At 44.4% G+C, this 20,889-nt stretch carries 20 protein-coding genes; 17 read left to right on the plus strand and 3 right to left on the minus strand.

Annotated elements, in window-relative coordinates; genetic code table 11:
- Position 1: 1 nt before the first annotated feature.
- Positions 2-979 (minus strand): Gfo/Idh/MocA family oxidoreductase, encoded by a 978-nt coding sequence (locus L0M85_RS01320; protein ID WP_238656224.1) that lies wholly within the window; start codon positions 977-979, stop codon positions 2-4.
- 209 nt (positions 980-1,188) lie between these two features.
- Between L0M85_RS01320 and udk the strand changes: the two genes are divergently transcribed.
- The 5 genes from udk to L0M85_RS01345 all read left to right on the plus strand — a co-directional run bounded on the left by udk (position 1,189) and on the right by L0M85_RS01345 (position 5,137).
- Entirely contained in the window at positions 1,189-1,824 is a 636-nt protein-coding gene (udk, locus tag L0M85_RS01325; RefSeq protein WP_006597323.1) for a uridine kinase, read from the plus strand.
- A 66-nt stretch (positions 1,825-1,890) separates the two neighbouring features.
- Positions 1,891-2,562, plus strand: a complete 672-nt coding sequence (locus L0M85_RS01330; protein ID WP_238656226.1) for a YoaK family protein — start codon at positions 1,891-1,893, stop codon at positions 2,560-2,562.
- 150 nt (positions 2,563-2,712) lie between these two features.
- Positions 2,713-3,210 (plus strand): GAF domain-containing protein, encoded by a 498-nt coding sequence (locus L0M85_RS01335; RefSeq protein ID WP_238656228.1) that lies wholly within the window; start codon positions 2,713-2,715, stop codon positions 3,208-3,210.
- Positions 3,210-4,886 (plus strand): DNA polymerase III subunit gamma/tau, encoded by a 1,677-nt coding sequence (gene dnaX, locus L0M85_RS01340; protein ID WP_223363351.1) that lies wholly within the window; start codon positions 3,210-3,212, stop codon positions 4,884-4,886. The genes L0M85_RS01335 and dnaX overlap by 1 nt, the downstream gene beginning before the upstream one ends.
- 38 nt (positions 4,887-4,924) lie before the next feature.
- Positions 4,925-5,137 carry a DUF3272 family protein gene (locus L0M85_RS01345; protein ID WP_048690913.1) on the plus strand — a complete coding sequence of 71 codons (213 nt, stop codon included), beginning with the start codon at positions 4,925-4,927 and terminating at the stop codon, positions 5,135-5,137.
- A gap of 40 nt (positions 5,138-5,177) precedes the next feature.
- Here L0M85_RS01345 and birA read toward each other — a convergent pair whose 3' ends face one another.
- The gene (gene birA, locus L0M85_RS01350) at positions 5,178-6,119 is read right to left on the minus strand and encodes a bifunctional biotin--[acetyl-CoA-carboxylase] ligase/biotin operon repressor BirA (RefSeq protein WP_125335439.1); all 942 of its coding nucleotides are present in this window, start codon (positions 6,117-6,119) and stop codon (positions 5,178-5,180) included.
- Between the two features lie 29 nt (positions 6,120-6,148).
- The gene (locus L0M85_RS01355; protein WP_061563830.1) at positions 6,149-7,150 is read right to left on the minus strand and encodes a LacI family DNA-binding transcriptional regulator; all 1,002 of its coding nucleotides are present in this window, start codon (positions 7,148-7,150) and stop codon (positions 6,149-6,151) included.
- Between the two features lie 141 nt (positions 7,151-7,291).
- On the opposite strand from L0M85_RS01355, the gene L0M85_RS01360 reads away from it, so the two are divergent.
- The 12 genes from L0M85_RS01360 (at position 7,292) to L0M85_RS01415 (ending at position 20,877) form a co-directional block, all read left to right on the plus strand.
- Positions 7,292-8,458, plus strand: coding sequence for a galactokinase (locus L0M85_RS01360; protein WP_238656229.1), 1,167 nt, complete (start codon positions 7,292-7,294; stop codon positions 8,456-8,458).
- Between the two features lie 12 nt (positions 8,459-8,470).
- Positions 8,471-9,958 (plus strand): UDP-glucose--hexose-1-phosphate uridylyltransferase, encoded by a 1,488-nt coding sequence (gene galT, locus L0M85_RS01365; RefSeq protein ID WP_238656231.1) that lies wholly within the window; start codon positions 8,471-8,473, stop codon positions 9,956-9,958.
- Between the two features lie 56 nt (positions 9,959-10,014).
- Entirely contained in the window at positions 10,015-11,013 is a 999-nt protein-coding gene (gene galE, locus L0M85_RS01370; protein WP_238656233.1) for a UDP-glucose 4-epimerase GalE, read from the plus strand.
- A 122-nt stretch (positions 11,014-11,135) separates the two neighbouring features.
- Complete coding sequence (locus tag L0M85_RS01375; RefSeq protein WP_238656235.1) at positions 11,136-12,428, plus strand: PTS transporter subunit EIIC; 1,293 nt, start codon at positions 11,136-11,138, stop codon at positions 12,426-12,428.
- Positions 12,415-13,275, plus strand: a complete 861-nt coding sequence (locus tag L0M85_RS01380; RefSeq protein WP_238656237.1) for an alpha/beta hydrolase — start codon at positions 12,415-12,417, stop codon at positions 13,273-13,275. The genes L0M85_RS01375 and L0M85_RS01380 overlap by 14 nt, the downstream gene beginning before the upstream one ends.
- 116 nt (positions 13,276-13,391) lie before the next feature.
- On the plus strand, positions 13,392-14,537 hold the full coding sequence (locus L0M85_RS01385; protein ID WP_238656239.1) for a DUF4767 domain-containing protein: 1,146 nt from the start codon (positions 13,392-13,394) through the stop codon (positions 14,535-14,537).
- A gap of 172 nt (positions 14,538-14,709) precedes the next feature.
- Positions 14,710-15,438: an ABC transporter ATP-binding protein gene (locus tag L0M85_RS01390; RefSeq protein WP_238656242.1), complete on the plus strand. Its 729-nt coding sequence runs from the start codon at positions 14,710-14,712 to the stop codon at positions 15,436-15,438.
- A complete protein-coding gene (locus L0M85_RS01395) occupies positions 15,431-16,951 on the plus strand; it encodes an ABC transporter permease/substrate-binding protein (RefSeq protein ID WP_238656244.1) in 1,521 nt (506 codons plus the stop codon). Before L0M85_RS01390 ends, L0M85_RS01395 begins: the two co-directional genes overlap by 8 nt.
- 439 nt (positions 16,952-17,390) lie before the next feature.
- Positions 17,391-18,182, plus strand: coding sequence for a nicotinamide riboside transporter PnuC (gene pnuC / locus L0M85_RS01400; RefSeq protein WP_061563839.1), 792 nt, complete (start codon positions 17,391-17,393; stop codon positions 18,180-18,182).
- Between the two features lie 147 nt (positions 18,183-18,329).
- A complete protein-coding gene (locus L0M85_RS01405) occupies positions 18,330-19,268 on the plus strand; it encodes an AEC family transporter (protein ID WP_238656246.1) in 939 nt (312 codons plus the stop codon).
- Positions 19,269-19,362: 94 nt separating this feature from the next.
- The gene (locus tag L0M85_RS01410) at positions 19,363-19,794 is read left to right on the plus strand and encodes an Rrf2 family transcriptional regulator (protein ID WP_238656248.1); all 432 of its coding nucleotides are present in this window, start codon (positions 19,363-19,365) and stop codon (positions 19,792-19,794) included.
- Positions 19,795-19,872: 78 nt separating this feature from the next.
- Entirely contained in the window at positions 19,873-20,877 is a 1,005-nt protein-coding gene (locus tag L0M85_RS01415; RefSeq protein WP_238656250.1) for an NADP-dependent oxidoreductase, read from the plus strand.
- The last annotated feature ends 12 nt before the right edge of the window (positions 20,878-20,889 follow it).

Below are 20,889 nucleotides of genomic sequence, written 5' to 3' on the forward strand. Positions count from 1 at the left end.
ATTAGTTTTCGTCCTTAAAGTGTATTCCAGCATCTTGGCGCATAGCGTAGAGAGCTTGGTGGACCATCTGTCCGGTTTGAAGCCAAGTCTGGTAAAGTATCTGGTCGCCCTCTGTCATCATGCTAGCAAAGGCCTGGGCTTCTTCTAGCATGTTATGAGGGGCGGGAGTGATTGGAAGCTGGTAGCTGTTTCCAGAATGATCTTGAAAAACTACCTCGTTAACGGCTTCAATGCCACTCAGAAAGAGGGTACCGTCTGTCGTATAGATTTCCGCAGGAAGATTACTGGTCACATCTTTGCCGGCTTGAATGCCAATGACAAAGTCAGAATAAACTAAGCTACCCTGACCGTTCAAATCGATTGAATTCGGCAATTGCCGCGCCCGATAGGTTACTGATTTAGGTTGACCAAAGAGGCCGATTGCAAAGTAGAGAGGGTAGACACCCAAATCCATAAGGGCTCCACCTGCAAACTGGTCGGAGAAAATATTGGGAGTATTCCCCTTCAAGAGCTCGGGCATCTTAGAAGAATATTTGGCATAGGTCATGTGGCCACCCAAGATGGTCTTGTCTTTGAGAAAGTCTTGGGTGGTCGCAAAGGCTTTTTCATGATAGTTGCGAGCGGCTTCAAAGACATAGACCTGGTGTTCGTTAGCTAATTTGACCAGCTCTTTCCATTCCTTGGGAGTGGTGACAGCTGGTTTTTCAAGGATGACATGTTTCTTAGCCAAGAGGGCTAACTTTGCCTGAGGATGGTGGAGTGAATTGGGACTAGCAATGTAGATGACATCTAGGTCACTATCTAAAAAGGCAATCAGGTCATCATAGAGGGCCACTTGTCCATAAGGTTGGGTGAAACTACGAGCTTTCTCCAAGGTCCGTGAATAGACCGCTCTTAACTCATACTGGTCTGTTTCTTTAGCTGCAGCAAGGAAGGAGTGGGAAATGGCACTGGTGCCGATGATACCGAGTTTCAGCATGGCAGCTCCTTTCAATCAGGTATTTACTGGTTTCATTATATCATGTTTCATCCTAAAAAGATGGAATGGGCTTTTCTAATTGGGATGGAGGATAGGAGGGAAGTTCTTCTTGGAAGGTTGATGAAAATCCTTAGAAAAAAGGTTTAAGTCGTGGTCAAGAGACCGCTTTTGTGATAGAATAAATAAGATTATAGAAAATGGAGAAGAAGATGCGAAACAGACCAATTATTATCGGTGTAACAGGTGGTTCTGGTGGGGGGAAAACCAGTGTTTCTCGTGCAATTTTGTCCCACTTTCCAGATGAAAAGATTGCTATGATTGAGCACGATTCTTATTACAAGGATCAAAGCCATTTAACCTTTGAAGAGCGGATTCAGACCAACTATGACCATCCTTTTGCCTTTGATACAGACCTCATGATTGAGCAAATCAATGAGTTGTTGGCTGGCCGTCCAGTTGATATTCCTACTTATGACTACGCAGAGCACACGCGTAGTTCTAAGACCTATCGTCAAGAGCCTCAGGATGTCTTTATCGTTGAGGGGATTTTGGTCTTGGAGGACAAGCGTCTTCGTGACTTGATGGATATCAAGATTTTCGTTGATACCGACGATGATGTGCGGATCATTCGCCGGATCAAGCGAGATATGGAAGAGCGCGGTCGGAGTTTGGACAGCGTCATCGAGCAGTACTTGGGAGTGGTGAAGCCGATGTACCATCAGTTTATCGAGCCAACCAAGCGTTATGCGGATGTTATCATTCCAGAAGGCGTGACCAATACTGTAGCCATTGATTTGATTACGACCAAGATTGAGAAGATTTTGAGCGAATCACGTGAAGGATAAGATAACAAGTGAGAGAGGTTAGGAAGTAGTGTCCCAGCCTCTTTTCCATGACAAATAGGGAGAAATATGAAAAAGTTAAGAAGGGAGTTTCACTCCAGAAGTAAGGCCTTTGCCTGCCTACTGACCATGTGTGCAGGCTTTTCAGATGCCTACACCTTTATCGAAAGAGGAGGGACCTTGGCCGCGGGCCAAACGGGAAACGTGGTCTTTCTATCTGTTGGTTTAATTGGCCATGAAATCGCGGATGTGGAGGTCAAACTAGCCACCATGTTGGCCTTTATGATCGGGATTTTCTTGATGACCGTCTTTCAACGCTTCTTTAGTCATTCGGTTTGGCGGCTCAGTACCTTGGTGCCCTTGGTCCTGACGACCTTGGTGGCTGGCTTTCTGCCAAAAGAAGTGCCCAATGTTCTGATTGTGCCTTTCTTTGGACTGAGCTTGGGGATTGTAGCCATTTCCTTTGGAGAAGTCGATGGCTATGCTTACAACCATTCTTTTATGACAGGGAATCTCAAGAAGACCATGGTCGCATATGGAAATTTTGTACGGGAGCGGAAGATGGAGTTTTTCTGGGAGTCTCTCTTTATGACTTCTTTGATTGGGAGCTTTGTCGGAGGGGCTATTCTTTCGACCTTCCTCATCCAATATTATGGACTTCGGACCATTTGGTTTGTTTCCCTTGTTCTGACCATCTTTCTGACATATCGGGCTATTCAATATGTTCGGAGAGACGCTTAAATGAATTTTTACAAAGTCAGAGACCTTGCTCCCTGGCTTTTTTATTGAGAACATTTGCTTGGTACTTCTGATGTCTAGTCGGGTTTTTATCAAGGCTTGCTCCGTGGTAAATACTTAATTTTCTAGCCAAAGTTTGGTATAATAAAGGTTATGAATACGCAAGAAAAAGAATCAAATTACAAACTCTTACTAGCCCAGTTAGAAGCTCTTTTAGAAGGAGAGAGCAATGCCTTAGCCAATTTAGCCAATGCCAGTGCTCTGCTCAATCAAGCTCTACCTCATTCAGTCTTTGCAGGTTTTTACCTCTATGATCAAAAAGAGTTGATTTTAGGCCCCTTTCAAGGACAGGTATCTTGTGTCCGTATCGCTCTAGGAAAAGGTGTCTGTGGAGAAGCAGCGGAGAAAAGAGAGACGCTGGTCATCGAGGATGTGACCCAGCATGCCAATTATATCTCTTGTGACAGTCGGGCCATGAGTGAGATTGTGGTCCCTATGGTCTTGAAGGACCAGTTGCTGGGAGTGTTGGATCTAGATTCGGACCGGGTGGGAGATTATGACGACCTGGATCGCCTTTATTTGGAACGTTTTGTAGCCATCTTGCTCGAAAAAACAAATTGGAATTTTAGGATGTTTGGAGTAGTAGACTAATGTATCAAGCCCTCTATCGTAAATACCGAAGCCAGACCTTTGGCCAGCTTGTAGGGCAGGAGGTTATTGCGACGACCCTACGACAAGCTGTCGAACAGGGAAAAATTAGCCATGCCTATCTCTTTTCTGGCCCTCGTGGGACGGGGAAGACCAGTGTGGCGAAAATCTTTGCCAAGGCCATGAACTGCCCCAATCAAAAAGGGGGAGAGCCTTGTAACGAATGCTATATCTGTGAAGCCATTACTAATGGCAGTTTAGAGGATGTCATCGAGATTGACGCTGCTTCTAATAATGGGGTGGATGAGATCCGCGATATCCGCGATAAATCGACCTATGCGCCTAGCCTGGCCCCTCATAAGGTCTATATTATCGACGAGGTCCACATGCTCTCGACGGGAGCCTTTAATGCCCTTCTCAAGACCTTGGAAGAACCGACAGAAAATGTGGTCTTTATCCTAGCAACAACGGAATTGCATAAGATTCCAGCAACCATCCTTTCGCGGGTTCAACGCTTTGAGTTCAAATCCATCAAGACGCCAGCCATTCAAAACCACCTAAAAGCTGTTTTGGATAAAGAAGGCATTGATTACGAAGAAGAAGCTGTAGCCATTATTGCCCGTCGGGCAGAAGGTGGGATGCGGGATGCCTTGTCCATTTTGGACCAGGCCCTCAGCCTGACAGCTGGTGCCCAATTGACCACTGCGACGGCAGAAGAAATCACAGGCTCCATCAGTCAGGAAGCTTTGGATCTCTATGTGGCAGCCTTGTCGGCACAAGATGCAACAGCTGCCTTGGACCAGTTGAACCTCATTTTTGATAATGGGAAAAATATGGCCCGCTTTGTGACAGATCTCTTACAGTATTTACGGGATCTTCTAATCGTTCAGACAGGTGGAGAAAATCTCCATGTCAGTGAACGATTTAACCAGAATCTAGCCATTCCGCAAGCCACCCTCTTTGCTTGGATTGATCTTGCGACAAGGAGCTTAGCGGATATTAAAAACAGCCTGCAGCCCAAGATCTATACAGAGATGATGACCATTCGCTTGGCAGAATACAAGGGTGAGGGCTCTTCAGCTAGTCAAACGGCTCTTCCAGCAGATTTCTTGGCACAAATGGACCAACTCAAAAGAGAAGTGGAGTTACTGAAAAGTCAATTAGCTCAAGTAGGGAGCGGGGCTCCTGTAGCCAAGTCGGCTCCAGCCCGTCCTCAGAAGTCCAGCAAGGGCTATCGAGTGGATCGCAATAAGGTTCAAGCCATCTTACAAGAAGCGGTTGAAAATCCAGATTTAGCCCGTAACAATCTCATCCGCCTGCAAAATGCTTGGGGGGAAATTATTGAAAGCTTAGCAGGGGCAGATAAGGCCTTGCTGGTTGGTTCTCAACCGGTTGCAGCCAATGAACGCCATGCGATTCTTGCTTTTGAGTCTGCCTTTAATGCCGAACAGACAATGAAGCGAGATAACCTCAATACCATGTTTGGCAATATTTTAAGCAATGCAGCCGGATTCTCACCTGAAATTTTGGCCATTTCCATGGAGGAGTGGACCCAGGTCCGGGCGGAATTCTCGAAGAAAGCGCGTGGTCACAAGGAAGAAGTCGAGGTAGCAGAAGATTCTGTCATTCCGGAAGGTTTCGATTTCCTCTCTGACAAAATTACTGTTCAGGAAGACTAGGATGTGCTTTTTCCAGAAAATCGTGGTAGAATATCAATATGAATAAACGTCAATTTTGGACTATGGCTATCTTTACAGCCTTTGAAACCTATTTTTTCAATGATGCAGTGATGAGAGAAAGCTACCTGGCAGCTATCTTCTGGGCTCTCTTAATACTGAGAAATTTGCAAGTCAGCTATATCTTAGGGAAATTGGTCGAAAGTATCGATCAACAGCTCAATCAGAAAAAACGAGATAAGTATAAAAAATAAGCACCGAGAGGTGCTTATTTTTTTGAGCTGTTGGTCTGTTTTACAGGTCCCACTGTTTGAGGGAAATTTCGCCACTGTTGAGCCAGCGTTCTTGGCCGTCCTCCAGTTGGACTAGAAGTTGTCCACTGTCTGAGATATCCTTAGCCAGGCCTTGGTAGCTGGTCTGATTTTGTTCGAAGCGGACTTCCTTACCTAGGACCAGTGAGCGTTGTTTGTAGAGGTAGATCAACTCCTCTTCTGGAGTGGTGAAAAATTCCTTCCAAATCTCAGCAATCAGTTCATTGCGACTAATGGGAGGCTGGGAGTCAAAGAGGGAACCAGCCTTGTCTTTCAGTTCCGTAGGAAAATTGGTGATGGCAAAATTGAGACCCACACCAATGATGACATCTGTGATAAGGCCTGTTTCGATGGAGCTGATAGCTTCAGTCAGAATGCCTCCGACTTTTTTCCCCTTGTAGTAGATGTCATTGACCCACTTGATATCGACATCCAATAAGGCTAGATTTTTCAGAGCCTTGTAGATAGCAGCCGAGACCATGAGGGTATAGGCGGGAGCTTGATCGAAAGGGAGGTTGGGTTTAAGGTGGAGAGACATGTAGATTCCCCCTTGAGAAGGACAGAAGTAGTCACGCCCAAAACGACCCTTACCAGCTGTTTGGAAAGGAGCCAGATACAGGGTAGCGGATTGGCCACCCGCTTCCATGGCATTCTTAGCGTCTAACTGGGTGGATTGGCACTGGGGATTATAGGTGACTGTCAATGGACTAAGCTCCTCGATGACTTGGGGGATTAGGAGGTCTCCAGCAAGGATCTTGTAGCCTCGATTTTTAACAGACTCAATCTCGATGCCTTCTTTTTCTAGACGCTGGATGGCCTTCCAGATAGAGGTGCGAGACAGGCCCATTTCCTGGGCTAGTTGCTCGCCGTTGACATAATCCTGGGCTTGGGCCAAAGTTTGGTATAAAATTTCGTGTGTTTTCATAGTTTCTTATTTTCGAAAAGGATGGAAGATCATCCATTCTTGGTACTTTCTCTTAAGGTGAGTTTGGTTCCTAGCATGGTGAGGGTCGGTATTTCTCTCGGTGCTAGGACTTGCTTATTGAGGACGTCCATAGCGGTACGTCCCATTTCTTCTGTAAAAACAGTGATGGTCGAGAGGGGAGGAAAGACTTGCTTGGCTAAACTGGTATCATTAAAGGAGATGAGTTGGATGTCATCAGGGACCTTGATGCCGGCTTCTTGAAAGGCGCGGAGAGCCCCAATGGCCAAACTATCACTGGCAACAAAATAGGCATCTGGAAAGGGTGAGCCAGACTGAAGCTTAGAGGAAATGAGGTCATAGCCTGATTGAGCTGTAAAACTACCTGTGAGGATGAGTTCAGGGTGGTAAATGTTTCTTTCAATACAATAGTTTCGATAGGCTCTTCGCCGAGGATCGGGTATACTTTCCAATAGGTCAGTCGTTTTTTCCTCACCGGTTAGGAGACCGATCGTTGTACACCCTTGTTTTCGTAAATAGTGAAGGGCAGTCTGTACAGCATTTTCAAATTCAGTCGTGACACAAGGATGTCCTTGGTTAAGAGTGTTACTATCGACAAAAACCAGAGGTTTGGTCAACCTTTCTAGATCGACAATCTGAACTCTACTAAACTTTCCAATACAAAGGACCCCAACAACTTCCTCCCCTAATCGAAAGGGAATATCATTGAAATAGCGGAGGATGCCATAGTCGAGGTCCTGTGCTCTTTTTTCAATGCCTAAACGGATGTTGTAGTAGTAAAGGTCGTCCAGCTCTCCCTCTTCACTTTTCCATTGGATGATGACAATTTGTTGTTTTTCTTTCTTAAAGTTCCCACTTTTCTGATGTCTGGTGTAGCCTAGTTCGTCAGCAACGGTCAAAATTCTGTGGCGGGTTTCCTCCGTTACAGAAAGACTAGTATCTTGATTCAGCACACGTGAGACAGTGGCGATGGATACGTTAGCGAGACTGGCAATATCCTTTAATGTAGCCATAAGTTTTCTCCTTCTGTCTTCTAGTATATCATAGCTTTGGCCTGGTTAGTGAATTTTACTAAAATTTTAGTAAAATAATTGATTTACTTGATGAAAAGGGTTACACTAAAGATAAATAACTATATAAGTGAGGTAATCTCAATGAATACTCAAGAACTTCGGAACGCTTTTCAAACAGTCTTTGGAGCAGAAGCGGATCATACTTTTTTCTCACCAGGTCGGATCAATCTTATTGGTGAGCACACAGACTATAACGGGGGTCATGTCTTCCCTGCAGCTATCACCCTTGGTACCTACGGAGCAGCTCGCAAACGCGAGGACAAGCTTCTTCGTTTCTTCTCTGCTAACTTTGAAGACAAGGGCATCATTGAAGTTCCTCTTGAAAACCTTCAGTTTGAAGAGGAACACAACTGGACCAACTATCCAAAAGGCGTTCTTCATTTCTTGCAAGAAGCTGGTCACACCATTGATGTGGGGATGGATGTCTATGTCTACGGTAATATTCCAAATGGATCTGGTCTCTCTTCTTCAGCCTCACTAGAGATGCTGACGGGCGTCATTGCAGAAACCATCTACGGTTTGACAGTGGATCGAGTGGACTTGGTTAAAATTGGAAAACAAACAGAAAACCACTTTATCGGAGTCAACTCGGGCATCATGGACCAGTTCGCTATTGGGATGGGAGCTGACCAACGGGCCATTTATCTGGATACCAACACCTTGGAATATGACTTGGTGCCACTTGATTTGAAAGACAATGTCGTCGTGATTATGAATACCAACAAACGTCGGGAATTGATTGATTCAAAATACAATGAACGCCGTGCGGAATGTGAAACAGCTGTCTCAGAATTGCAAGCTAAACTAGACATCCAAACATTGGGTGAATTGAATGTCTGGGATTTTGATACCTATAGCTACTTGATCAAGGATGAAAATCGCATCAAACGAGCTCGCCATGCTGTCCTCGAAAACCAACGGACTCTCCAAGCTCGTAAGGCTCTGGAAGAAGGAGACTTGGAAGCTTTTGGACGATTCATGAATGCTTCCCACGTATCCTTAGAACACGATTATGAGGTAACTGGACTTGAGTTGGACACCTTGGTGCATACAGCTTGGGAACAAGAAGGGGTGCTTGGTGCTCGTATGACGGGAGCCGGCTTTGGTGGGTGTGCCATCGCCCTTGTCAACAAGGATAAGGTCCAAGACTTTGAAGAAGCTGTCGGCAAACGCTATGAGGAAATCGTTGGCTATGCGCCAAGTTTCTACATTGCAGAGGTTGCTGCGGGGACACGGGTGCTTGATTAAAAAGGAGATAGGATGACAGAACTGGTATTAGATGCATTTGTCACAGCCGTCATTGCGGCAAGTGACTATGAAGAGATGGATCGGATTTATCTAAAAAACCGCGTTAGGAGTCGCATTGGAGAAGAAGGGCTAGACCTACCAGCTCATCAGGCTGACTTGATCGCACTCAAAGATCAGCTGGTGGAAATCGCTGTTGCGAATAGCAAAATCCAAGATAGCATGGCCGCAAAGGACAGTTTGGGAGCGGAGTTGATGGATTGGATTACCCCCAGTCCTAGTCAGGTCAACCGCTATTTCTGGGAGACTTACCCTCAGTCCAAGGAAGACGCGATTGCTGATTTCTACGCCCTCTCTAAGCGCAATGATTACATCAAGGTCAAGGCAATTGCGCAAAATATCGCTTTTGAGGCAGAAACTCCCTATGGCTCCCTTGAAATCACCATCAATCTGTCAAAACCTGAAAAAGATCCTAAAGACATCGCAGCGGCGAAGCTGGCTAAAGCTAGTCATTATCCGGCCTGCCAACTGTGCTTTGAAAATGAAGGCTATCAAGGTCGCCTAGACCATCCTGCCCGTGCCAATCATCGGATCATCCGCTTTGACATGGACGGTCATGATTGGGGATTTCAATATTCCCCTTATGCCTACTTCAATGAACACTGCATTTTCCTCGATAGCCAGCATGTTCCTATGGCCATTAGCCGCAAGACCTTTGAGCGACTCTTGACCATTGTAGAGACTTTTCCAGGCTATTTTGCGGGGTCTAATGCAGATCTGCCCATTGTAGGGGGGTCTATCCTGACTCATGACCACTACCAAGGCGGACGGCACACATTCCCTATGGAGGTAGCAGGACTTGACCAAGCCTTTACTATTCCTGGATTTGAAGGGGTTCAAGTGGGCATCGTTCGTTGGCCAATGTCAGTCTTGCGTCTGAAGTCTGAAAATAAGGGAGAGCTGATTGACTTGGCGGACCATATCTTAGAAAGCTGGCGGAGTTACTCGGATCCAGCTGTGCAGATCTTGGCCTCTTCGAATGGGGAGGCCCACCATACCATTACGCCGATTGCACGGATTCGCGAGAGCAAGTTTGAGTTGGACTTGGTCCTTCGGGATAATCAGACTTCAGATGAGCATCCCGATGGCATTTACCACCCACACGCGGACGTCCAACATATCAAGAAGGAAAATATAGGTCTGATCGAAGTCATGGGCTTGGCGATTCTTCCACCACGTCTGAAAGAAGAACTCAAACTGGTCCAGCATTACCTCCTTGGTCAAGTAAATGGGGTAGCCAAGTACCATCAAGAATGGGCAGACGACTTGAAAACTCAGCACCCTGACCTTAGCTCAGAAGAAGAATCTCAGGAAGTGGTTCGCGTATCTGTTGGTAATATTTTTGCGCGTGTCCTTGAGGATGCTGGTGTTTACAAGCGGACAGAAGAAGGACAGGTTGCCTTTAGACGCTTTGTAACTAGTCTTGGGAAAAGCAAATCCTAAGAAATTTTGCTACAATAGAAGAAGTGAAATGAACGAGAAAGAGGGAGAGGGAAAAAATGGCAATTTTAGTATTGGGAGGAGCTGGCTATATTGGTTCCCATATGGTGGACCGCTTGGTCAATGAAGGACAGGAAAAAGTCGTCGTGGTCGATAGCTTAGTCACAGGCCACCGTGCAGCGGTGCATCCAGATGCCGTCTTTTACCAAGGAGACCTGGCGGATAAAGACTTTATGCGCACTGTTTTTAAGGAGCATGCAGATATTGATGCGGTCATCCACTTTGCGGCCTACTCACTGGTCGCTGAATCCATGGCAGATCCATTGAAATATTTTGACAACAATACAGCAGGCATGGTCAAACTCTTGGAAGTCATGCATGAATGTGGGGTGCACTACATCGTCTTTTCTTCAACTGCTGCAACCTACGGCATTCCAGAAGAAATTCCGATTCTTGAAACCACTCCGCAAAAACCAATCAACCCTTATGGCGAAAGCAAGCTCATGATGGAAACCATCATGCGTTGGGCTGATCAAGCCTACGGCATCAAGTATGTACCCCTTCGTTACTTTAATGTTGCGGGTGCTAATCCAGACGGATCCATCGGGGAAGACCATGGACCAGAGACCCATCTCTTACCGATCGTCTTACAAGTGGCCCAAGGAAAACGCGAGAAGATCTCTATTTTTGGAGATGACTACCAGACACCAGATGGCACCAATGTTCGGGACTATGTCCATCCATTTGACTTGGCGGATGCCCATCTTTTAGCAGTGGAGTATCTGCGAAAAGGGAATGAATCGACTGCATTTAACCTGGGCTCGTCAACTGGATTCTCCAATCTTCAAATCGTAGAAGCAGCCAGAAAGGTGACGGGACATCCAATTCCACTTGAGCTGGCTAATCGTAGACCAGGAGATCCTGATACCCTGATCGCATCATCTGAGAAGGCGCGTGCCATCCTCGGTTGGCAACCAAAATTTGACAATATCGAAACCATTATCCAAACAGCCTGGGCTTGGCATTCCAGCCACCCAGACGGCTACAATGATCGATAAGAAGAAAACTCAAGTCAGTTGGCTTGAGTTTTTGTGTATGGGAATATGCTATAATGAAGTAAATAGAAGGATGCACACAACTAATGTAACCTAATGGGTCAACAAGGATAGTAGGAGCAACAATGACAAAATATTTGGTGCAAAAATTTCTCTGGTTTCGAGAGCGTGGATTCGTACAAATCACCCAGAAGACCTTGGTCTCTCTCTTTCCATTTTTACTTTTTTCAGCAATTGTTCGAGTGATTTCCCAGTCCTTCTTTTCAGATAGAGGATATATAAATATGCTTTTTTCTGTCTCGGATTGGTTCCCAGGGTTTCAGCTCACGGGTCAGGTCTTGTCCAATCTATCGAATTTTACAGGAGGTTTGGCTGGCCCTTTAGCAACCTATTTTGCAGGGAAATACACAGCTGGACATTATGGAAGAAGCACAGGTACGGCTGGTGTGACAGCTCTTTTAGTCAGTTTTATTGTTAGTTCCCAGGGATTATTGCTGGGATCATTTCGTGATGGACAATTGTCTCACATCAATCTACCTGCGACGACCAATATTGTGTTAGCGATTTTTTTAGGTTATCTAATTGGCCAGATTTTTCGCCTATCCAAAGCCAGTGACGACCAAATCGTGAATAAAGACTTCATTTATCAACCCAAGACTGTGCGTCCGATTTTCTTGTCTCTGCTCTTAGGAGTCAGTTTAAATGGCCTCTTAGTTCTGAGCAATCAGTACCGTGTTTTTCAAACACTTGGGCAGTTCTTCAGTTCTCTAACTGTCAGCAGTCATCATCTCTTGTCGACCTTTGTCATGGGACTCTTTAGTGGTCTATCTGCTTGGGTAGGCAATAGTCAAGCCTTTGCCTTAAACTCGATTGCGGATGACAGTTTTGCTTTGGAAAATCTGACTTATGCTGTTACCAATCATACAACGACAGGAATTCCTTATCTTTATACCTTGACCAATTTGTACCGCAGTTATGGCATGGTGGCAGGAGTAGGTGCAGTCCTAGCATTCTTGGTTGCGATCTTATTGGTTTCACGAAGTCAAAAGGACAAGAAGGTTAGTTTTCTTAGTATCTTTCCAAGCCTCTTTAACAATGGCGCCCCTTTTATGGTAGGAATCCCGGTTCTTCTCAACCTGCTATATGTGATTCCTTTCTTATTGATTCCCTTGGTGAATATGGCAATTGTAGCTCTGGCTTTGTGCTTTAAACTGATGCCAGCAGCTGTCTATCCAGTGCCAGATGGGACACCTAGCCTTCTCTATGCCTTTATTGGGACAGGAGGAAGCATGAGGGCTTTAGCTGTGAGTCTCTTTTGCTTTGCCCTAGATGTGGCCCTCTATATTCCCTTTGTCCGCATGGGCAACCAAGTTCGGAAAGATTTGCTAGAAGAAGGAGGAAGCCATGAAAATCTCTAAAAAAACAGTGCTTGTCTTCACCTTGGTCTGCCTTTTCTTGATTGGCTTGGCTGTGCCTTCTTATAGCTGGACTCGAAAAAATGTCCAGAAAATCGAAAAATTCTATAATTCAAAACTATCGCCAATTATTATGATTCCTGGAAGTTCCGCGACGGAAAATCGTTTTGATGGCTTGGTGGCCAAGCTCAACCAAGATCGGCAAGGGACCAAGCACAGCTTGCTCAAGGTTAAGATCTGGAATGATGGTAGGATGACTTATAGTGGGAGTATTGATACCAAAGACAATGAACCGATTATCGTCATTGGTTTTGAAAACAACAAGGATGGCTACAGCAATATTAAAAAACAAGCCAAGATGGTTAACCAAGCCTTTGAAGCTCTACAATCGAAATACAACTTCAATAACTTTAAAGGATTAGGTCACTCAAATGGAGGCTTGATCTACACAGCCTTTATTGAAAATTATTTAGGGGATTATGATGTGGATCTTAAGACGCTCATGACTATTGGGACCCCTTATAACTTTACCGAGATCAATATCAAAAATAAATCAGAGATGTTGGCGGACTTTATCAAGGCTAGAGAAGCTATCCCAACAACCCTTCATATGTATTCAGTAGCAGGCACTATCACCTATGACTCGGATGAGTTGGTTCCGGATGCTAGTGTGTCAGCTGGGAAGTACATCTATCAAAACCAAGCGGAGACCTACACGGAGATTACCGTTACGGGAGAGGATGCCCAGCATTCGGATCTTCCAACCAATGATGAAGTGGTCGCCTTGATCAAGCAGCATATCGAAAGTCAGGACAATCCGGGTCGTCGAGAGCAAAAGGACCCAAATTAGATCAAAATGAAATGGAATAAGAAGGTTTTACACAAATCATCAGGTGTAGCCTTCTTTTTTGGTATAATATAAAGAGAAAAGAACAAATGTCAAGGATGACACAAAAGGAGAAACTTATGAAACGAAAAGAGAAATTAGGAGCATTTATTCTACTACTAGCAGGACTTATTACGGTTGGTTGTAGCAAACGGACTCCTCGACATTCTAGTCAGTTGAAAAACAGCTCGGAAACATCGTCGATATCATCTTCCGGTAAAAAAGTTACTAAAAAAGAGGTGAAAAAGGATTACAAGAAGTTGTACCAGCCTATATTTGAGGATTACCAAAAGATTTTGACCTCGCCAAAGGATACAGCAAGCATCGCAAGTCTTTCTCAAAAATTACATGCCACAGAGCGTCCAATCAATAGTTGGGCAATCGAGAATGCAGTTAACCAAGCAGATGAAATGCGTTATGCCTTTGCAGATTTAAATAACGATGGGATAGAGGAACTTCTGATTGCGGACCTAAATTTGAGTGGCAAATATTTCTTAACCGGTCTTTACTATTTGCAAGCTGGGAAACCTATCCTTTTGGCAGAAGGGTTCGTGGCAGGTCATGGTGGAGCAAGAAATGCTACGCTTGTCTATAAAGGAGGAGAAGTCCTAGAGCTTAGCTGGTCTTCAGGAACGGGTCAAGGTTATGGAACTCTTTATCAGCTTAATGCTAAGCAAGAGCAAGTAACTATCCTCCAAGAAAAAGAGATTCAAATACAAGCAAATGATATTGCTGCTGATTTTGGAAAAAATGCATCGGATCAAATTGACTTAAGAGGCCTTGATTGGCAGGAATTTGAAGTTCCTGGTCGCACAACTAAATCAGAAACACAACTAAAAGCTCCTTGGAACGCTAACAAATCAGCGAAATTGGAAGCTTTTATAAAGGACTGGGGAGAAAAACTAGGACAACCCAATTACCAAAAGGGAATCGCAGGAGGAGACGTTGGGGCCGATCATCTCTATATTCTTGGGGATGGACCAAGTGAGAAAATGAATGCCGAGTATACGGATACAGGTCTAGGAAATGCCCAGTACCTAATTGTAGAGCGTTATAGCAATTGGGACAAATACCCGGATGTTCATAGTTACTTTTTCGCTATCACCAATACGGGAGAGCCTATCGTCTTTCATTCAGATACAACTAATGGAGGACAAATGTATCTTAAACCGACAGAAAATGCTGAACTCCAGGCAGAGTTCAAACGCTTAGTGGAAGAAGAGTAAACAATAAAACGTAAGTGAGTTTGGGCTATCCCAAACTCTTTTTCTTATATATAATATCAAATCAAAATCGTTGACAGATGTAATATCTAGTATTACAATGTTATGATATGATTACACTCTTATAAAAAGTGAGATAAGGATCTTAGCTTTTAAGGAGATGGTGAGGAAGAACATGATTGAATACAAACATGTAGCCTTGCGCTACACGGATAAGAACATTTTAAAAGATGTCAATCTCCGTATTGAAGATGGAGAATTCATGGTGCTAGTGGGTCCTTCAGGATCTGGAAAGACCACCATGATCAAGATGATTAACCGTCTCTTGGAACCGACTGATGGCAATATATACATGAATGGAAAACGGATCAAGGACTATGATGAACGGGAGTTACGTCTTTCTACTGGTTATGTTTTGCAGGCCATTGCTCTCTTTCCAAATCTAACGGTTGCTGAAAATATTGCACTGATTCCTGAGATGAAGGGCTGGAGTAAGGAGCAAATCACCTCTAAAACAGAAGAACTCTTGGACAAGGTGGGTCTGCCTGCTGCAGAGTATGCAAAGCGCATGCCTAGTGAGTTATCGGGTGGGGAGCAACAACGGATTGGCATTGTGCGAGCTATCATTGGGGAACCAAAAATTCTATTGATGGACGAGCCTTTTTCAGCCTTGGATGCCATCTCTCGCAAGCAGTTGCAGGCTCTTACCAAAGAATTGCACAAAGAATACGGTATGACCACTATTTTTGTGACCCATGACACAGATGAGGCTTTGAAACTAGGCGACCGGATTGCAGTGCTGCAAGAAGGAGAGATTGTACAAGTAGCGGATTCTAAAACCATCCTAGCCCAGCCAGTCAACGACTTTGTCGCAGATCTATTTGGAGGTGCTCACCATGTCTAAACTACATACAACCTTTCAAGAACGCCTTGGAGACTGGCTCACTGCACTGGGACAACATTTGCAACTGTCGTTACTGACCTTGCTCCTTGCGATTTTTCTGGCGGTCCCTCTAGCTATTTATTTAAGTACACGAAAGAGAGCCAGCAACTGGGTTTTACAGGTAGCTGGGATCTTCCAGACTATTCCTTCCATGGCCCTTTTGGGGCTCTTCATTCCCATCATGGGGATCGGAACACTTCCGGCCTTGACAGCTCTCGTCATCTATGCCATTTTCCCCATCCTTCAAAATACCATCACCGGTTTGCAGGGGATTGACCCAAGCCTTGAAGAAGCGGGAATATCCTTTGGGATGACCAAGTGGGAGCGACTCAAGAAGTTTGAGATTCCCTTGGCCATGCCTGTCATCATGTCTGGGATCCGGACAGCAGCTGTGATGATTATCGGGACGGCTACCCTAGCTGCCTTGATTGGAGCAGGGGGACTCGGTTCCTTTATCCTTCTAGGGATCGATCGCAATAATGCCAGTCTAATTTTGATTGGTGCCCTGTCCTCTGCCTTCTTAGCCATCGCCTTTAATCTTCTTCTCAAATGGATGGAAAAGGCCAAATTGCGGACCATCTTTGCGGCTTTTGCGGTAATGGTTATCGGATTGGGAGTATCTTATACGCCGAGTCTTCTTGCCAAACCGGAAAAAGAAAACCTGGTCATTGCTGGGAAGTTGGGTCCTGAACCGGAAATTCTAGCCAATATGTACAAGATTTTGATCGAAGAAAAGACAGACATGACAGTGACTGTTAAACCAAATTTTGGCAAAACCACTTTCCTATATGAAGCTCTGAAAAAAGGGGATATTGCAATCTATCCAGAGTTTACAGGGACCGTGACCGAAAGTCTCCTCAAGCCGACGCCGCAAGTCAACCATGATCCAGAAGCAGTCTATCAAGCAGCCCGAGATGGGATCAAGAAACAAGACAACCTGGCCTTGCTCAAACCCATGGCTTATCAAAATACCTATGCTGTCGCAGTGCCCAAGAAAATTGCCCAAGAGTATGGCCTCAAGACCATTTCAGATTTGAAAAAGGTGGAAGGACATCTCAAGGCAGGATTTACCTTGGAGTTTAATGACCGAGAGGATGGGAACAAGGGCTTGCAGAAAGTTTACGGACTCCATCTACAAGTCTCCACCATGGAACCAGCCCTTCGCTACCAGGCTATCCAGTCTGGTGATATCCAGATCACAGATGCTTATTCAACGGATGCCGAGCTTGCTCGCTATGACCTCGTGGTCCTCCAAGATGACAAGCAACTCTTCCCGCCATATCAAGGGGCACCACTCATGAAAGCTGAATTACTCGAAAAACATCCGGAGTTGGAAGCTGTTCTTAATAAACTAGCTGGAAAAATCACAGCAGAGCAAATGAGCCAGATGAACTACCAAGTCGGAGTAGAAGGCAAGTCAGCTAATCAAGTGGCGCGTGACTTTTTGACTCAGGAAGGGATGATTGAGAAATAAAGTCACTTAAACTAGAAATATAAGTCACGTTATTTAAGTTACTTTCTAATTTTATCTCCATGAACCGGATCAATTGAGTTGTTGAAGGTTAGCAAGAAGGACTAGAATTAATGATTTACAAACCACTAGAGGTTGGGCATGTTGCCCACCTCTTTTTGTGATGTACTAGAGTAGTTTTTGAGACTTGTAGGGGCAATATCCTCTAGCCTTGAGGAGCTTTTAATACCCGAACGTTTTCAAGAAAAATTCAGAAAATTCTTGACTTCTGATGAAATCGGTGTATGATTAGTTGTGAACTGTTGAACAATCATTTTCAATATAGTTCCTGATGTCGACTAAGGGATCTGTGAAAGGGGAGGCAGTTTAAAACAAAAATCTATAGAGCGTTGCGTCCGAAAGTCTAAATAGACACGGCTCTTTAAAAACAAAAGGAGAAAAAATGAATACTTATTTCCAAAAGAAACTCGCAAATGCCAAATTGACTCTTGGTGAGATGTCAGGTGGTTATCACAGGATGGTTGCCGGGATGAAGAAGCTTGGCTTTCTTGGGAGCTTAAAAGCAATCTGGGAGGACCTCTTTGCCCATCGAAGTCTTGGAGCCTGGATCTACCTCCTGGTTTTGGGGAGTTTCCCACTGTGGTTGGAGCTTATATACGAGCACCGCATAGTAGATTGGACTGGGATGATTTGTAGTTTAACAGGGATTATCTGTGTGATCTTCGTATCGGAAGGTCGGGCTAGTAACTATCTCTTCGGTTTGATCAATTCTATTATCTATCTGATATTGGCCCTACAAAAAGGCTTTTACGGTGAGGTTTTGACAACCCTATACTTCACAGTCATGCAGCCGATTGGCCTTTTGGTATGGATTTATCAAGCTCAATTCAAAAAAGAACAACAAGAATTTGTTGCCCGTAAATTAGATAAGGTCGGATGGACCAAGTATCTATCTATTAGCGTGCTTTGGTGGTTAGTTTTCGGGCTTATTTATCAGTCAATTGGGGCCAATCGTCCGTATCGGGATTCCATTACGGATGCAACAAATGGGGTCGGCCAACTCTTAATGACAGCTGTTTACCGTGAACAGTGGATTTTCTGGGCAGCGACCAACGTTTTCTCTATCTACCTTTGGTGGGGAGAGAGCCTTCAAATTCAAGGGAAATACTTTATCTACTTAATCAATAGTCTGGTTGGTTGGTACCAATGGAGCAAGGCGGCTAAGAAAGCTTAATAACTGTTTGAATTAATTTATCAAGAGGACCGAGAGGTCCTCTTTGTTTGAAAAATCGAGCTCTTTTTGTGATATACTAGAGTAGTTTTTGAGACTTGAAAATAATGTGTTTTCTAGTTCAAATTTATAAAAAGAAGAGGAGAGAACATGGATATCTTTCTTAAGAGCATATCGGGGATCCTGGTCATTCTGGGGATGATATTAGTGGGCTTTGTCATAGGTGAAAAAGGCTGGTTTGATGACAAGTCACGTGGCTTGATCGCAAAATTAGTTACTCAAATCGCTCTGCCCTGCTATATGCTTTATACCATTACACAGCGCTTCACGTCGGGAGATCTGCTTAAAATGTTTCCGGCATTGCGGTTTCCGGCCCTGTCTATGGTTATTTTGCTTGGCATTGCAACAGCAGTAGCTAAGATCTTTGCAGTGAGACAGGCCCGTCGTGGCCTCTTTATTTCCATGTTCTTTAACTCCAATACGATTTTTGTGGGGCTCCCCATTAACCAAGCCCTCTTCGGGGATGCTAGTATTTCTTATGTTTTGATCTATTACATGTGTAATACGACCTTTTTCTGGACTTTGGGGACCTACTTGATCCAGCGGGATGGCGAAGTAGAAGCTCGGTTTGATCTCAAAAATAGTGTGAAAAAAGTTCTTTCACCTCCTCTGATAGGCTTCATCTTGGGACTAGTCATGGTGATGCTGCAGATAAAGCTCCCTGCATTTCTAGCCAGTGATTTGCAGTATCTGGGCAATTTAACAACCCCCTTATCCATGATTTTCATCGGTTTGTCGGTATCTCATGTAGGCGTGAAGCAGTTGGTGCTTGGAAAAGATCAGCTACTGATTCTATTAGGGCGATTCCTGGTTGCTCCTCTCTTGATGGCGACCATTGTTTACTGGTTCCCTCTTCCAAGCTTGATGAAGCAAGTCTTTATCATCCAGTCAGCTATGCCAGTGATGACCAATGCCCCAGTCGTTGCCAGACTCTACGGAGCCGATAGTGATTACGCAGCAGTCATGGTGACAGAGACGACCCTTGTTACCATGGTGGTCATTCCGATACTCATGGTGTTGATGGCTTGATCGTTTAAAAAAAGTGAAGCAAAAGTCTTGCTTTTATTTTTATTTGTGTTATACTTGTTCTCGTATTAGATACAAGTTATCTAAAGGAGTTTATATGGATACAAAATTTTCAGTAGCTTTACATATCCTAACCATGATTAGTGAGAGCAAGGATACCTTAAGTTCTCAAGCACTAGCAACTAGCGTTGGCACCAATGCGAGTTACATTCGAAAGGTAATCGCCTTATTGAAAAATGCTGGACTAATCCAGTCTCATCAAGGAAAAACGGGCTACCAAATCAGTAAGTCCCCAAAGGAAGTGACCTTACTTGAAGTTTATTTTGCAACACAAGAAGTCAGCCACATCAGCTTATTTCCCGTTCACCAAAATAGCAATCCTGATTGCCCAGTAGGGAAACATATCCAGGCTGCCGTCTCACCACTATTTGCAAGCGCTGAAGCTCAACTTGAGAAGGAACTAGCCCAGCAAACCTTAGAAGATGTCATTAACAATCTTTATAAAGATGCCAAACAAAAACGAAACTGATTTGCATGCAGATCAGTTTTAAAAAGACTATACTTGTATCTTTGTCAGATACAACAAAAAAATAGAAAAGAGAAGACAATGAAAGCTGCACAACATACATCATACAACAAAAAGAATATCACACTGAAGAACACAGAAATCGAAAAACCAAGTATCACAGACAAAGAAGTTTTGATCAAAGTCACCGCTGCTGGTGTTAATCCTCTGGATAACATGATTTCCCGAGGAGAAGTCAAGATGATCGTCCCTTATAAACTACCACAAACTGCAGGTAATGAAGTGGTCGGTATCATTGAAGAGACCGGTATACAAGTCAAAAATCTCAAAGTCGGAGACCGAGTTTTTGGACGTTTACCACTTGATCATATTGGGGCCTTTGCAGAATACGTAGCTGTCGATAGCCAAGCCTTAGCCAAGGTTCCAGACTATCTGTCAGACGAGGAAGCTGCTGCTGTGCCTTTGACTGCCTTGACTATTATGCAAGCCTTAGAACTCATGGGTGCTCAAGCTGGCAAAACCATCTTTATCTCTGGTGGTACAGGCGGTGTCGGCGGTATGGCCATTCCGATTGCTAAGGCTAAAGGTTTGACAGTCATTACCAATGGGGCTGGAGATAGCGCTGAGCGTGTATTGAAGCTAGGAGCAGACCGCTTTATCGATTACAAAACAGAGGATTATACAAAAACTGTTAGCCAGGTTGATTATGTCCTCGATACCCTTGGGGGTGCTGAGACTGAAAAACAAATGTCTATCATGAAAAAAGGTGGTCAGCTTGTTTCCCTCCGTGCTATGCCAAATGGTGACTTTGCCAAACGGATGAACCTGCCAAAATGGAAACAGATCCTACTTGGACTAGCCGGTCGCAAATTTGATAAGATGGCTGACAAATACGGCGTTCACTACCATTTTATCTTTGTAGAAAGCAATGGTGCTCAATTACAAGAGGTAGCAGACCTCTTTAGCAAATTGGAAATCAAACCATCTATCGATACAGTCTATCCATTTGAAGAAGTGAATCGCGCCTTAGACAAGGTCGCTAATGGTCGCTCACGTGGAAAAACAGTCCTCAGCCTTAAGAAATAAAAAGGAAAATAC

It is taken from the genome of Streptococcus sp. DFI.7.26 (genome assembly GCF_022240605.1).
Classification (GTDB): domain Bacteria; phylum Bacillota; class Bacilli; order Lactobacillales; family Streptococcaceae; genus Streptococcus; species Streptococcus xiaochunlingii.